Source organism: Flavimaribacter sediminis, assembly GCF_019492055.1.
Classification (GTDB): domain Bacteria; phylum Pseudomonadota; class Alphaproteobacteria; order Rhizobiales; family Rhizobiaceae; genus Flavimaribacter; species Flavimaribacter sediminis.
In genome coordinates this window covers 474,667-489,404 of the sequence record NZ_JAICBX010000005.1, presented here as the reverse complement: position 1 = coordinate 489,404, position 14,738 = coordinate 474,667, and the positions used below count along the sequence as shown (strand labels likewise).

5 protein-coding genes and 1 pseudogene are annotated in these 14,738 nt (G+C 59.4%); 5 read left to right on the top strand and 1 reads right to left on the bottom strand.

Annotation, left to right across the window (positions count from 1 at the left end; genetic code table 11):
* The 4 genes from K1W69_RS24130 to K1W69_RS24115 form a co-directional block, all read left to right on the top strand.
* A partial coding sequence (locus K1W69_RS24130) for an autotransporter outer membrane beta-barrel domain-containing protein (RefSeq protein ID WP_220231007.1) occupies positions 1–1,451 on the top strand: 1,451 nt, incomplete at its 5' end.
* Positions 1,452–1,480: 29 nt separating this feature from the next.
* On the top strand, positions 1,481–5,302 hold the full coding sequence (locus K1W69_RS24125; RefSeq protein WP_220231006.1) for an autotransporter outer membrane beta-barrel domain-containing protein: 3,822 nt from the start codon (positions 1,481–1,483) through the stop codon (positions 5,300–5,302).
* A 29-nt stretch (positions 5,303–5,331) separates the two neighbouring features.
* Positions 5,332–9,156: an autotransporter outer membrane beta-barrel domain-containing protein gene (locus K1W69_RS24120; RefSeq protein ID WP_220231005.1), complete on the top strand. Its 3,825-nt coding sequence runs from the start codon at positions 5,332–5,334 to the stop codon at positions 9,154–9,156.
* A 33-nt stretch (positions 9,157–9,189) separates the two neighbouring features.
* The gene (locus tag K1W69_RS24115; protein WP_258571340.1) at positions 9,190–12,969 is read left to right on the top strand and encodes an autotransporter outer membrane beta-barrel domain-containing protein; all 3,780 of its coding nucleotides are present in this window, start codon (positions 9,190–9,192) and stop codon (positions 12,967–12,969) included.
* A 106-nt stretch (positions 12,970–13,075) separates the two neighbouring features.
* Here the strand turns inward: K1W69_RS24115 and K1W69_RS24110 are convergent, their stop codons facing one another.
* On the bottom strand, positions 13,076–13,975 hold the full coding sequence (locus tag K1W69_RS24110) for a sulfotransferase family protein (RefSeq protein ID WP_220231003.1): 900 nt from the start codon (positions 13,973–13,975) through the stop codon (positions 13,076–13,078).
* 403 nt (positions 13,976–14,378) lie between these two features.
* Here K1W69_RS24110 and K1W69_RS27500 point away from each other — a divergent pair.
* Positions 14,379–14,720, top strand: a pseudogene (locus K1W69_RS27500) (calcium-binding protein); the annotation flags it as partial.
* Between the last annotated feature and the right edge of the window lie 18 nt (positions 14,721–14,738).

Sequence of the window (14,738 nt, the reverse complement as noted above, 5' to 3'; positions counted from 1 at the left end):
ACGACGATGCATACCTTCTCAATGAGGGCACCCTGTCGCCGGGCGGTTCGGGGTCGGTGCTGACGAGTACGATTACCGGCGCGGTCGAGCAGTCGAGCACCGGCGTCTATCTGGTCGACCTCGACGGCGCCTCGACCGACCTGATCGATCTGCCGTCGGGCGTGGTCCTGCTCGACGGATCCGCAAGCGTTAATCTGATCTCGGTCGCCGACTCGACCGGCACGTCCACCATTGTTACGTCCACCTCGACCGACGATATCGGTTCAAGCCTCTCCGTCAGCGGTACGGCGGCGTCCGACTATTCGATCGTGAGTTCGGATTTGGGCACGGTAAAGCTGAGCTGGGATATCGACGCTGCCGACGAGGACCTTCTGGGATCGGCCAACGGCAACCAGTCGGCGGTTGCGGGCCACCTTCAGAATGTCCTGGAGAACGGCGGGCTCGGCAAGGAGCTTGCGACGCTTCTCAACATCGTCGACGAGGACGAGTATGTCGCAGCCCTCGACACCTTCGCCTCGCAGATCGCCTCCGACATCCAGCTGACCTCGCTGTTCTCGGCCCAGCGCTTCTCGGATGCGCTGCTGAGCTGCAGCGTGGGTGACGGGGTCTACCGCTTCATCGACGAGGATCAGTGCGCCTGGATGCGGGCCGGCGGCTCCGGCATGGAGCGGTCTTCGAGCAATACCAACCGGCCTTTCGACCAGACCGCCTGGCAGTTCGAGGGCGGCGGCCAGTTCGCCCTTCACGACAACTGGTTCATTGGAACCGGCTTCAGCATCGGAACGCAGTCCCTGAGTGTGGATGACATTGCCGACAGCGACGGTAACTTCTACCAGGGCGGTGTCGTGGCCAAGCACACGATGGGCAACACGCTCCTGTCGGCTTCGCTGACGGGCGGCTATGGCGACTTCGATATCACCCGGTATCTCTATTCCTCCGACTTTGCTCAGGGCAACGAAACGTTGTGGACGCTGTCGGGCCAGATCAGCGCCTCGCACGCATTCGTGCGTGGCGGCTGGTATCTGAAGCCGCGCGTCGACATTGGCTTTGACCATGTGAACATGAACGGGTTCACCGAAACCGGGGCCGGCGGGGCAAGCCTCACAATCAACGACAATGCGCAGACCTACTACAGCATCCAGCCTTCGATCGAGATCGGGGGTGAGATTGCGGCTGCGAACGGGGTTCTGGTCCGACCGAGCGTTTCCGTCGGTCTGACGCAGTTTCTGGGCGATGCAGCGCCTTCGACGACGGCTTCTTTCTCGGATACGCCGGCGGGCATTGCGCCGTTCACGATCGGCAGCGAGTTCGACACCACGTATTTCGACGTGACGGCGGGGCTGGAGGTTCTGGCGACGGATCGTCTCAGCCTGTCGGCCGAAGGCTTCGGTCAGTTCTCCGACAGCATCACAAGCTATGGCGGCTCCGCCAAGCTCGCAATCCGGTTCTAGGGGATAAAGTGAGAGAAGGGAAAGCAGTGATGAGGTATTGGGCAAAAGGGATCCGTAAACCGCATCCTTCGCCAAGGCTTGCATGCGGAATCGCGATATTTTCAGCTGTATCCCTATGGTCCGCTTCGGCCTCGGCAGCCTGCACGCAGGACGGCACGACGATTACATGCACCGGCAGCGATCTCGGCCCGATCAGCTATACGGAATCTGACGCTGTCGACGAGCTCATCATCGAGGATCTGACCGGCGATGTCAGCGGTTCGGACGGGACGGCGGTTTCGCTCGTCGAAACAGGAGACGATGGTTCATCCGACGGGGATGACGGAGAGGCTGCCCTTCCAGCGACAGTGAGTTTCGACGGAACGAACGGCAGCGAAACCTGGGGCATAACGGATGCCACATCGGTCAGCGTGACCGTTACGTCTGCGGGCGGCGAAGGGGCAACGGGAGAGTCCAAGAGCGGGCGTCACGAGACCGGTGGGGATGGCGGCGACGGTGCAACCGGCGGCGCCTCCGTCTTTACGATGAACGGAGGCTTCATCACTCAGACGGAGGGCGATAGTGGTATCGCGGTGTCGAGCACAGGCGGAGCCGGGGGCAAGGGTGGTGAAGCCGGGTATACAGGGACCAGCAACGACGATTCAGATCTCTATGGGGGCGCCGGCGGATCCGGCAATGATGCCAATACGGCGACTCTGACGATCAGTGACCTTTCCAATCCTGACGGTAGCGACGGGATCGTTGTCTCCGGTATCGCAACAGGCATCAGCGTAACCAGTACGGGCGGCGCAGGAGGCATGGGCGGAGAGGCTCGTTGCGATGGAGAATTTTCGACGTGTGGAGCTTATTCCGGAGCAGGGGGCGCAGGTGGAGCGGCCGATGATTCGGGCGCGACCATCACCGATACGGACATTTCGATCTCGGATCTCAGCAGCGTCGGTATCGAGGTTCTCAGTACAGGCGGGAACGGTGGAGACGGTGGTCTCGCAAAGGCCATATGGGCCGATTCCTATGTCGGGAACACCCCAACGAACGGTTACGGATTCGGCGGCGCGGGCGGCGATGCGGGCTCTGCTTCACTCGAACTGACAGACAGCGAGATCAGCGTCGCCGACAACAGCGAAACTGCGCTCTTGGGCCTCGCAGTCTCCAGCACAGGCGGTACCGGAGGAGAAGGCAATGAATCTTACTCCAACGGCCTGTATCCCGGTTTCCAGACCGGCTGGGCTGATGGCGGCGACGGCGGCGCGGCGAGCGATGCGTCGTTGACGCTAACAAGCTCTACTGTCTCGGTTTCCCTTTCGGCCGATGATGCCGTCGGCATCCTGATCTCGTCAACCGGCGGCGAAGGCGGGAGCGAAGGCAAGTTGGATGGAAGCTTTAAAAATTTGCCTTTTGAAGGCGCTGATGGCGGGGCGGGCGGAGACGGGGCGTCGGTTTTAGCGACGATGGATTCCACTTCATCGATCGATGCGACAACCACTGGAGCAGGCGGCTCGATGGGTGCGTTCACCTTGATGGGGGCCGGTGGCGGCGGTGGCGACGGCGGTTCGGGTGAAGACTATGAAGACGGTAAAGACCCTACGTCTGATGACGACTATAAAGGCGCTGGCATTGGCGGTATGGGCGGCTCTGGCGGCGATGTGTCCGGCGCCATGACGACGGTTTCTGCAACGACGTCCGGCGATGATGCCTTCGGTATCTATCTGGCGAGCCTGGGCGGCGATGGCGGCACGGGGGCGGGTGGCGATGGCTCTGGCGGTGACAGCAGCACCATCGATGTCTCCTTTTCCTCGGTCACCGTTCAGACGGGCGGCGACGGCTCGCACGGCATCTATGCGCTGAGCCAGGGCGGTGCGGGCGGCGACTCAAGCAGTGACGGCGACGGCGGCGACGCCGACTGGGTCAAGCTGACCGTCACCGACGGCACGGTCGAGGTGACTGGAGACAGCGCCTATGGCATTGCTGCGGTTTCGAGCGCCGGCAGTGCGGGCAGCGGCAAATTGGGCGAGACGGCCGGCGATGTGACATTGAACGTGGGGGCCGATGTCACGGTCTCGGGCAGCGGCGGCGTCGGTCTCTATGCGGAAAGCACCGGCAGGACGACCAGCGGTACGATCGACGTCACGGTTTACTCGGGCGCCACGATCACGGCTTCGGACTATGCGACCGCCGCGGTCAGCTTCGTAAATGGCGACAGCAACACGCTGACCAATGACGGGACCATCACCACAGACGATCTGGCGAGCCAGTCGATCTACGCCGTGACCTCGTCCGGCGGCGCCCTGTCGGTCACCAACAACGGCACATTCAGCGGCGCGGTCGACTTCGATACCGACTATACGAACAGCTTTACCAACAGCACCGGTGCCACGCTGATCATGAATTCCGAATTCGTGCTGGGCAATGGCGGCACGATCACCAACAATGGCACTATCTCGCCCGGCGATACGGGACTGCTACTGGCAACCGGGATCAAGGGCAATTTCACACAAGGCAGCGACGGGACGTATCTGCTCGATCTGGACGGCAAGTCGACCGACCTGCTGATCTTCGAGACCGGAGACGTAACGCTTGACGGTTCGGTTGCCGTCAATATCATCTCGGCGTCGGAAGCGGACGGGTCTTCGGTGATTGCCGAGGCATCGGACGGAAGCATCACGTCGGGCCTTGCGGCGACCAATACAGCGACGGCCAGTTACACAGTGACCACGGGAACCGTCGACGAGGTCACGCTGACTTGGTACTTTTCTTTGGACGACAGCGATCTGCTGGGATCGGCGAGCCGCAACCAGTCGGCGGTTGCGGGCCACCTTCAGAATGTGCTGGAGAACGGCGGGCTTGGCAAGGAGCTGACGACCCTGCTCAACATCGTCGACGAGGACGAGTATGTCGCAGCCCTCGACACCTTCGCCTCGCAGATCGCCTCCGACATCCAGCTGACCTCGCTGTTCTCGGCCCAGCGCTTCTCGGATGCGCTGCTGAGCTGCAGCGTGGGTGACGGGGTCTACCGCTTCATCGACGAGGATCAGTGCGCCTGGATGCGGGCCGGCGGCTCCGGCATGGAGCGGTCTTCGAGCAATACCAACCGGCCTTTCGACCAGACCGCCTGGCAGTTCGAGGGCGGCGGCCAGTTCGCCCTTCACGACAACTGGTTCATTGGAACCGGCTTCAGCATCGGAACGCAGTCCCTGAGTGTGGATGACATTGCCGACAGCGACGGTAACTTCTACCAGGGCGGTGTCGTGGCCAAGCACACGATGGGCAACACGCTCCTGTCGGCTTCGCTGACGGGCGGCTATGGCGACTTCGATATCACCCGGTATCTCTATTCCTCCGACTTTGCTCAGGGCAACGAAACGTTGTGGACGCTGTCGGGCCAGATCAGCGCCTCGCACGCATTCGTGCGTGGCGGCTGGTATCTGAAGCCGCGCGTCGACATTGGCTTTGACCATGTGAACATGAACGGGTTCACCGAAACCGGGGCCGGCGGGGCAAGCCTCACAATCAACGACAATGCGCAGACCTACTACAGCATCCAGCCTTCGATCGAGATCGGGGGTGAGATTGCGGCTGCGAACGGGGTTCTGGTCCGACCGAGCGTTTCCGTCGGTCTGACGCAGTTTCTGGGCGATGCAGCGCCTTCGACGACGGCTTCTTTCTCGGATACGCCGGCGGGCATTGCGCCGTTCACGATCGGCAGCGAGTTCGACACCACGTATTTCGACGTGACGGCGGGGCTGGAGGTTCTGGCGACGGATCGTCTCAGCCTGTCGGCCGAAGGCTTCGGTCAGTTCTCCGACAGCATCACAAGCTATGGCGGCTCCGCCAAGCTCGCAATCCGGTTCTAGGGACGACAAGAGTAGAGGGGAAATCCGGGATGATAATCAAGTCAAAATCAGTTCTGAGGACAGCTTGTCCGTGGACATCAGCCGGTGTTGGCGTTTTCGGGCTCCTGTTGCTATCCGCAGGCCCGGCGTCTGCCTCCTGTTCGAAGAGCGATACGACTGCGACCTGCACCGGCGACCTGGATTCGGTGGTTGACTACGGCACCGACAGCGGTATCGACACCGTCATTGTCGAGGACCTGACCAGCGATTTCGCCCTTGTTTCCGGATCGGGCGTCAAGCTGACCGACAACGCCAGCGATGCTAGCGAAACGGGCGATGACGGTGACGACAGCAGCGATCTCTCCGTCACATTCGATGGCGGCGACTACGGACTTTACGGCATGACGCAGCACGGTTTCGACATTCATGCGTCGGGTGGCGACGGTGCTGCCGCGGATGAGGTCAAGGACACGACTACCGCTGCGGACACTGGCGGCGGCGGCGGTACGGGCGGCGATGTGTCACTCGATATGACGAGCGGATTTGTCTACCAGACGGTCGGGGTTGACGGTATCGCACTTTCCTCGGAGGGAGGAACTGGCGGTCAAGGTGGTGAGGCCGAACAGGGAGACAAAGAGGGCGACACCTACATCATATCAGGTATTGGAGGAATCGGCGGTGACGGAGGATCGGCGACTGCAGTCCTCGATGGTCTGAGCAATCCGGACGGAAGTGCCGGCTTCACGATCGCCGCCGTGGAAAACAGCATCGAAAACATCACCATCGGCTTCGCAATTTCCAGCATCGGCGGCGATGGCGGTATGGGTGGTGAGGCGTTCTGTCAAAACAGTTACAAGACGACTACCGCGGTCGACTACACTTGCGGGACCTATTCGGGCGAGGGCGGCGCTGGCGGCGCCGGCGGGCCGGCGGCGCTGGGCGTTTCAGACACCGACGTTTCGATCACCGATTTCAGCGAAACCGGGATTACCGTCACGAGCACAGGGGGCGATGGAGGCAAGGGGGGGCTCGGAAAATTCCATTATTCGGTCTGGGGCGCAAATGATGGCGATTACGGTCGCGGAGGGGACGGCGGAGATGGCGGCGCCGCGACGTTGACGCTCGAAAACAGTGTCACCACCATAACCGGTGACAGCAGCGCATCATACGGCATAGTCGTACAGAGTGGCGGTGGCGCTGGCGGCGACGGCAATGACCTCGAAGCGAGCAATACTTGCAGTGATTGTTATCCAGGCTTCGGGAACGGCGGCAATGGCGGCGTCGGCAGTGAAGCGTCATTAAGCCTGATGTCATCAGATCTCATGGTCTCGGTGAGTACGGATGACGCTGTCGCCATCCTGATCGAATCGTCCGGCGGCGCCGGGGGCACCATCGGCACGGCTAACGAAGCAAACAACTCCAGCTATTGGAAATATACCTCCAGCAACCGCGTCGACACGACGGCCAACGGCGGCGATGGCGGCGATGGCGGCATGGTTCTGGTTGAGATGGATTCCGACTCGACTCTGACCGTTTCGACAAGTGGGGACGCCATCATAACGGGTGCGCTGAGTCTGATCAGCAGTGGCGGCGCCGGGGGCGACGGTGCGTCCGACGAATTCTATGGCGATACGAGCACTGGTGGGACCGGTGGTGATGGCGGCGAGATAAAGGCGACCTTTGCCGGTACGGTCACGGCGACGACGTCCGGCGAAGATGCTTACGGTCTGCTTTTCGAAAGCAGCGGCGGCCGGGGTGGAACCGGATACGAGGCCGACGGCGACGGTGGCGCCGGCGGTGAGATCGATGTCTCGCTCAGCGACGTCGCCATCACAACGACAGGCGAGAACGCATCCGGAATCTTTGCTGTGAGCTACGGCGGCATAGGCGGCGATTCGACCAGCGATGGCGATGGCGGCGACGCCGGCATCGTTAAGCTGCAGGTGGATGACGGCACCATCGACGTCAGTGGCGATAATGCGATCGGCATCTACGCAATCAGCGAATCTCTTTCCGGCGGCAGCGGATCCACCGGCACGGCCGATGACGTCACGGTGGAGACGGGCGCCGACATCACTGCCTCCGGCGAGTTCGGCGCCGGCATTTATGTAAGCAGCTACGGCGATGACAATGGCGATCTCGGCGTGACGATTGACAGTGGCGGCACGGTGACAGCGTCCGGTGAGGAGTCGGTGGCGGTCTATTTCGATCGCGGCGACGACAATACGCTGACCAACAATGGAGCGATTGCTGCGAGCGACCTGTCGAGCACGACGATACTCGCGCTCAGGTCGGTGGATGGTGGCGTCGCAGTGACCAACAACGGTATCTTCAGCGGCTCGGTCGATCTGGACGACGATTACGTCAGCACGTTCACCAACAACAGCGGCGCCACGCTGAACCTCGGAGCATCTTTCGATCTGGGCGACGACGGCAAACTGATCAACATCGCGACCATATCTCCGGGTGGTGAGGGTTCAATTTTGACCAGCACCATCACTGGCTCGGTCACCCAGACAAACACCGGGATTTTGCTGATCGATCTTGACGGTACGTCGACGGACGAACTCGTCTTTGAAAAGGCCGGTGCTGTTCTGGAAGGATCGGTGAGCGTCAACGTGACAACGGCGTCGGATTCCTCCGGGTCTTCCACGATCGCTTCGTCTTCCGATGGTGATATCTATTCCGATTTGACGGTCAACAATGCGGCGGCTGCAAGCTACACGATCACGACAGGCTCGTCCTCGGACACGATTACATTGTCCTGGAATCTTACGCTGGACGATTCCGATCTTCTGGGGTCGGCGAGTGACAATCAGAGGGAGACTGCCACTCACCTTCAGAATGTCCTGGAGAACGGCGGGCTCGGCAAGGAGCTTGCGACGCTTCTCAACATCGTCGACGAGGACGAGTATGTCGCGGCCCTCGATACCTTCGCCTCGCAGATCGCCTCCGACATCCAGCTGACCTCGCTGTTCTCGGCCCAGCGCTTCTCCGACGCGCTGTTGAGCTGCAGCGTGCGGGACGGAGTCTACCGCTTCATCGACGAAGACCAGTGCGCCTGGATGCGGGCCGGCGGCTCCGGCATGGAGCGGTCTTCGAGCAATACCAACCGGCCTTTCGACCAGACCGCCTGGCAGTTCGAGGGCGGCGGCCAGTTTGCCCTTCAGGACAACTGGTTCATTGGAACCGGCTTCAGCATCGGAACGCAGTCACTCTCGGTGGACGATATCGCCGACAGCGACGGTAACTTCTACCAGGGCGGCGTCGTGGCCAAGCACACGATGGGCAACACGCTCCTGTCGGCCTCGCTGACGGGGGGCTATGGCGACTTCGACATCACCCGGTACCTCTATTCCTCCGACTTTGCCCAAGGCAACGAGACGCTGTGGACGATCTCCGGCCAGATCAGCGCCTCGCACGCCTTCGTGCGCGGCGACTGGTACCTGAAGCCGCGGGTCGACATTGGCTTTGACCATGTGAACATGAACGGGTTCACCGAAGCCGGGGCCGGCGGCGCCAGCCTGACGATCGATGACAATGCGCAGACGTACTACAGCATCCAGCCTGCGATCGAGATCGGGGGTGAGATTGCGGCTGCAAACGGGGTTCTGTTCCGCCCGAGCGTTTCCGTCGGGCTGACGCAGTTCCTGGGCGATGCAGCGCCGGCGACATCGGCCTCGTTTGCCGACACGCCGGCCGGCATTGCGCCGTTCACGACCGCAAGCGAATTCGACACGACGTATTTCGACGTGACGGCCGGTTTCGAGGTTCTTGCGACGGAGCGCCTTTCGGTAACCGCTGAAGGCTTCGGCCAGTTCTCCGACAGCATCACCAGCTACGGCGGCTCCGCAAAGCTCGCGGTCAGGTTCTAGGTGCAACCAGCTGAGGGGAAATCCGGGATCGTGATGATCAAGTCAAAATCAGATTTGATGAAGGCGATTGCGGCAGTTTCAATCGGTTTTGCTGCGACTGCGGTTCTGGCAATGATGTCGAGTATCGCATGGGCGGCCTGCACGCAGGACGGCACGACGGTGACCTGCGTCGGCAGTGATCTCGGCCCGATCGAATATTCCGATGACGACGATGTCTACAAGATCATTGTCGAGGATCTGACAGGCGATGTCCGCGGTTCGTTCGGCACACCTCTTTCCCTCACAGGCGATGGAACCGATGGTACGACTGATGGGGAGGATGGTTCGGATGGATCCTCCGCTACCGTGACATTTGACGGTGCGAACGGCAGCGAATCTTACGGCATTACAATTTCGACAGGTTCAAGCGTCGTTGTAACCTCGACGGGTGGTGATGGCTACGAAGGCGAGACTGTCAGCGGAAGACACGCGACTGGTGGAGACGCCGGAATCGGGGGGCAAGGTCGAACAGCGACGTTTTCGATGTCGGGCGGCTTCATCAGCCAGAGCGAAGGGGACATAGGCATTAAAGTATCGAGCACGGGCGGCGCCGGCGGCAAGGGCGGTGAAGCTGAATACACCGGCTCCAGTTCAAATGACTCCGCTCTCTATGGGGCGGCGGGCGGGATAGGCGGCAATGCCGGCATCGCTGCGTTAGCGCTCAGCGATCTTTCCAATCTCGATGGCAGTTACGGAGTCGATATTTCAGGTGTGACAACCGGCATCAGTGTTACGAGTACGGGCGGCGAAGGCGGCAAGGGTGGCGAATCACGATGTAACGCAGTTTACTCTGCCTGCAGTTCATATTCAGGCGCAGGTGGCGTTGGCGGTCTAGCTCGAAATGCATCGGTGACCGTGATCGATACTGATATTTCGGTCACGAATTTCAGTGGCGCAGGCATCGAAGTACTCAGCATGGGTGGTGACGGCGGTAAAGGAGGGTTGGCAAAGGCCGTGGATGAGTTGAACAAAGTGAGAAACTCACCCGCGAATGGTTACGGCGAGGGAGGCGCCGGCGGTGATGCCTCGTTCGCTACGTTCCAAATTACAAATGCTACTGTTTTGATTACGGACGACAACGCAGAAGCTATCCATGGCGTTCACGTTTCCGGTACTGGAGGTGATGGCGGCAATGGAAACGATTCATATAGCAATGATTATGGCAAACATCCTGGTTGGGGTAACGGAGGTGACGGTGGCGGCAGTTCGTCCTCCGAGATAAATTTGACAGGTTCTAAGCTCTCTGTCTCCTTATCTGCTGACGCAGCCATCGGAATTTTTGTCTCTTCTATGGGGGGGGATGGCGGGAGTGAGGGATCTAAAGATGGTGATTGGATAAGCGTCCCTGACACTGGAGCCAATGGTGGGTTCGGCGGTGATGCCGGGGCAGTTTCCGCCCTGATGGATTCAACTTCCTCAATCTCGGTTATGATGAGTGGGACCGGCGGTTCTATGGGCGCACTCTCCCTGCTTAGCCAGGGCGGCGACGGCGGCGACGGAGGATCAGGCGGAGATTATGGTGACGGCGTCGGCGGGGCCGGTGGAGATGGAGATAAGGTTACCGGCAGGTTGACGACGGTCGATGCGACGACCTCGGGCGTCAATAACTATGGCATATATCTAGCCAGCCTTGGCGGCGACGGCGGGACAGGGGCGGCCAACGACGGGGTCGGCGGCGCCGCCGGCACGATAGATGTGTCGATTACCTCGGCTACCGTGACGACTTCCGGCGAAGGCTCCCACGGAATATTTGCGTTTAGCCAAGGCGGCGCTGGCGGCGATTCCAGCTCTGGCGGCTCTGGTGGCAATGCAGATTGGATCACCCTTGATATCGGCGGTGGCAAGATCGAGGTGATGGGCGATGACGCCTATGGCATTGCGGCGGTTAGCAACGCCGGTAGCGCGGGCAGCGGCGACAGGGGAAATACGGCTGGTAGCGTGACACTGACGGTTGGCGCTGATGTCACCGTGACAGGTAGCAATGCCGTCGGCCTTTACGCCAAGAGCACTGGAGGATCTGGTAATGGAGTGATCGATATCACGGTTGACTCCGACACCATTATCTCCGCCTTAGATGATGCAACCGCTGCGATTAGCATAGTAAGTGGGAGCAACAATACTTTGACCAATGACGGCGTGATCATCACCGACGATTTGGCGAATTCTTCGATCTACGCGCTCAAGGCCTCCGGCGCCGCTCTATCTGTAGTCAACAACGGAATATTCAGCGGCGCTGTCGATTTCGCAACCGGTCACACCAATTCTTTTACAAACAGCATTGGAGGCATTCTTGAGGTCGGCTCGACCTTTGATGTCGGCTCGGACGGCTCGCTCGTTAATAATGGGGCCCTATCCCCGGGCGGTTTTGGTTCGGTGCAGGAAACCACAATAACGGGTGTTTTCACCCAAGGCAGCGACGGGACCTATATGGTCGATTTGAACGGCAAATCGGCTGATCGGTTGGTGTTGAAGACGACGAACGCTCTACTAGACGGCGCCGTTAGCGTCAATGTGGTTTCATCGCCCTCGTCCAGCGGTAGCGCGCTGATTGTGCAATCCGATGTTGGCCTCATGGAAGACTCTGGTCTGACGGTTGGCGATACGGCGGCAATGGATTTTTCGCTCGATCACAACAACGGTTATTATGTCTGGCTCGACTGGTCGGTAGATATGACAGACTCCGTTCTTCTGGGTTCGGCGAGCAACAACCAGTCTTCGGTTGCCGGCCATCTGCAGCAGGTTCTGGAAAGCGGCGAGGGCGGGCTTGGCGAAGAGCTGACAACCCTGCTCAAAATCGTCGACGAAGACGACTATATCGACGCGCTCGACACCTTCGCCTCGCAGATCGCGTCCGACATCCAGCTGACCTCGCTGTTCTCGGCCCAGCGCTTCTCCGACGCGCTGCTGAGCTGCAGCGTGCGGGACGGGGTCTACCGCTTCATCGACGAGGACCAGTGCGCCTGGATGCGGGCCGGCGGCTCTGGTATGGAGCGGTCGTCGAGTTCGGCCAACCGGCCGTTCACACAGACCGCCTGGCAGTTCGAGGGCGGCGGCCAGTTCGCCCTCCAGGACGACTGGTTCATTGGAACCGGCTTCAGCATCGGAACGCAGTCACTCTCGGTGGACGACATTGCCGACAGCGACGGCCATTACTACCAGGGCGGTGTCGTGGCCAAGCACACGATGGGCAACACGCTCCTGTCGGCCTCGCTGACGGGCGGCTATGGCGACTTCGACATCACCCGGTATCTCTATTCCTCCGACTTTGCCCAGGGCAACGAGACGCTGTGGACGTTCTCCGGCCAGATCAGCGCCTCGCACGCCTTCGTGCGCGGCGACTGGTATCTGAAGCCGCGTGTCGACATCGGTTTCGACCATGTGAACATGAACGGGTTCACAGAGTCAGGCGCCGGCGGGGCAAGCCTGACGATCAACGACAATGCGCAGACCTACTACAGCATCCAGCCTTCGATCGAGATCGGGGGGGAGATTGCGGCTGCAAACGGGGTTCTGTTCCGACCGAGCGTTTCCGTCGGTCTGACGCAGTTTCTGGGCGATGCAGCGCCTTCGACGACGGCCTCCTTCTCGGACACGCCTTCGGGCATTGCGCCGTTCACGATCGGCAGCGAGTTCGACAAAACGTATTTCGACGTGACGGCGGGCTTCGAGGTTCTGGCGACCGACAGGCTGGCGCTGTCGGCCGAAGGCTTCGGTCAGTTCTCCGACAGCATCACAAGCTACGGGGGGGCGGCAAAGCTCGCGGTCAGGTTCTGAAAAGTTATTTTCGACGGCGACCCTTCTTGCCCGTCGTACGCGCCATTCTGGTGTCGCTATCGCGATTTGCCGCTTCTACGTCTTCGGCTGCGAAATCTCGCGTCGCCTAGACGTCGTTCGCTTCGACTTCTTCATCGTCGCAACCTTCCTTCGCGACGTCGCTGCTTTCGTCATCGGATGCAGCATCCTGAGGTTGTGTCGTGATGCGAAAAGCGCTGGAATTCTTCAGGTCGCGCCAAAATGACATATTGGCGTAACGTTCGAACAGGTCGGGTGGCAGGATCGTACGACGACGTCGTGGTTCGACTTTGCGACGCACGCGATGCAGGCCGGACAAACCCAGTTGTACGTCGAACTCGGGCGCATCGTACTCGACATTGTTGAAATCGTGGGCGAATTCGGGTTCATCGAGAAACTGATAGAGCAGGCGCATGACCTGGCTTGGTGCTGCCGACAACAGGTCGTAGTCAACCATGACTAGCCGATCGGCGAACTCGCTCCAACACGCTTCACGAAGCGCCTGGTAGGAAAAACCGACGAGCCGGTTCGAGGAAGCCAGGGCGTCGACACGGGTATAGACCGTCGCTCGTTCCATCGGCGTGTTGAAAAGCCTGGTGTTTTCAAAAGCATTTGAGCGGTATTGGCGCTCGAGGCTGTCGAGTACCCAAGCGACATCACGGACCGTGCAGATCAGCCGCGCATCGGGAAAGAGATGCATCAGCGCCGGTAGCTGTGCGGTCCACGCGCGGTTCGTATCGAAAATGATGTCTTGATCCAAATCACCGTAATAGCTTTCGAAAAGCCCTTTGAGAATGGCGGCGCGCTGTTCCGGCGTCACCATGGTCGAAAGTTCGCTGCCGGCGGAAACCTGGGCGATAATACCTTCAAACAGCGATGCGACAGGGCTCGACATGCTGGCATGAAAACGCGGATTCTGGCGGAGGATGGCGGCCAGCAGTGTGGACCCGGAGCGGGGAAGCCCAGAAACGAAATGGAACTTTGTCATGAATGGTACTCCTGAATTCGAATGATGTTAGTAAGTTTTACGAAACGAAGCAAAGGCATAGCAGTTATAGCAACAAATAAATTACCTATTCTAATAACATAATAATTTTTCAACATTATAATAAAACTTGAAGTTTTTTATCCATAAGTCAGCTTGATAGATAGTTCCAATATTAATGATAGCGCCGTCCATGGACTATCAAATACAACACACACTAATCTTTCAAGGTAGGGGATATCTATATTCTTCGACTAACGACCAGGAAATTGGAAAATACAAACAGATTTGGAATTTTTAATGATTATATTTTGAGTATTTGCCTGTTTTACGATGCAGAAATTTTAGGACAACCGGATTTTCAATTCAATATTCCCTGTAAATACCTGTCACCTTGGAGATTACTATGGGTGTTCTGATTGGTACAAATGGGAATGACGATACTGAAGGCACAGACAAAGATGACATTGTGCTTTCCGGTAATGGTGATGACAGCGTCAATTCGGGTGATGGAAACGACATCGTTCTGAGTGGTAACGGCGCTGATACGATCGACGCCGGTGATGGCAATGACATTGTCATCAGTGGCAATGGCAGAGATACGGTGAATGCCGGTGACGGTGACGACATCGTCGAAAGCGGAAATGGCGCTGACACGATCGACGCCGGTGATGGAAACGACATCGTTCTCAGCGGTAACGGAAGTGACACGGTCGATGCGGGCGACGGCGACGACATCGTCCTGAGCGGCAACGGTAGCGACACA

Coding starts and splice junctions, on each gene's coding strand:
- K1W69_RS24125 (WP_220231006.1), top strand. CDS start 1,481: ATGAGGTATTGGGCAAAAGGGATCCGTAAACCGCATCCTTCGCCAAGG.
- K1W69_RS24120 (WP_220231005.1), top strand. CDS start 5,332: ATGATAATCAAGTCAAAATCAGTTCTGAGGACAGCTTGTCCGTGGACA.
- K1W69_RS24115 (WP_258571340.1), top strand. CDS start 9,190: ATGATCAAGTCAAAATCAGATTTGATGAAGGCGATTGCGGCAGTTTCA.
- K1W69_RS24110 (WP_220231003.1), bottom strand. CDS start 13,975: ATGACAAAGTTCCATTTCGTTTCTGGGCTTCCCCGCTCCGGGTCCACA.